Below are 1,050 nucleotides of genomic sequence, written 5' to 3'. Positions count from 1 at the left end.
CGCGACTACCGCGCCGCGCGCGCGGCGATCGGGCTGGTGCCGCAGGAGCTGCACACCGACGCCTTCGAAACCGTGTGGGACACGGTGCGCTTCAGCCGCGGCCTGTTCGGCAAGCCGCCCAACCCCGCTTACCTGGAAACGCTGTTGCGTGAGCTGGCGCTGTGGGACAAGCGCGGCGAGAAGATCATGGCCCTGTCCGGCGGCATGAAGCGGCGCGTGCTGATCGCCAAGGCGCTGTCGCACGAGCCGCGCATCCTGTTCCTCGACGAGCCCACCGCCGGCGTCGACGTGGAACTGCGCCGCGAGATGTGGGCGATGGTGTCGCGCCTGCGCGAGAACGGCACGACCATCATCCTGACCACGCACTACATCGAGGAAGCCGAGGAAATGGCCGACCGGGTCGGGGTGATCAGCAAGGGCGAGATCGTGCTGGTCGAGGAGACCCGCGCGCTGATGCGCAAGCTCGGCAAGAAGCAGCTGACCCTGCAACTGCAGGCGCCGCTGGCCGCGCTGCCGCCCGGGCTGGCCGGCGACGCGCTGACCCTGTCGGCCGACGGCAGCGAACTGGTCTACACCTTCGACGCGCAAGCCGAGGACACCGGCATCGCCGCCTTGCTCAAGCGGCTGGCCGAGCACGGGATCGAGTTCAAGGATCTGCAGACCGCGCAGAGCTCGCTGGAAGAGATCTTCGTCGAACTGGTCAAGCAGCCGCGCGCGGCGCAGGAGGCGCGGGCATGAACGTGCATGCGATCAAGGCGATCTATTTCTTCGAGATGCACCGCACCTTCCGCACCCTGATGCAGTCCATCGCCACGCCGGTGCTGTCGACCTCGTTGTACTTCATCGTGTTCGGCTCGGCGATCGGTTCGCGCATGGTCGAAATCGGCGGGATCAGCTACGCGGCCTTCATCGTGCCGGGCCTGATCATGATGTCGCTGCTGACCGAGAGCATCTCCAACGCCTCTTTCGGCATCTACCTGCCCAAATGGTCGGGCACGATCTACGAACTGCTGTCGGCGCCGGTGTCGTTCATCGAGGCGATCTGCGGCT

Annotated in this window: 2 protein-coding genes; both read left to right on the top strand. The window is 66.4% G+C overall.

The window, feature by feature from the left end; genetic code table 11:
• A partial coding sequence (locus AC07DW_RS34660) for an ABC transporter ATP-binding protein (RefSeq protein ID WP_478861557.1) occupies positions 1 to 738 on the top strand: 738 nt, incomplete at its 5' end.
• A partial coding sequence (locus AC07DW_RS34655) for an ABC-2 transporter permease (protein WP_478861556.1) occupies positions 735 to 1,050 on the top strand: 316 nt, incomplete at its 3' end. The genes AC07DW_RS34660 and AC07DW_RS34655, both read left to right, overlap by 4 nt.

It is taken from the genome of Streptomyces sp. NPDC045701 (assembly GCF_056432045.1).
Note: the sequence above shows the minus strand (reverse complement) of the source record. Positions and strands in the feature narration are given on the sequence as shown.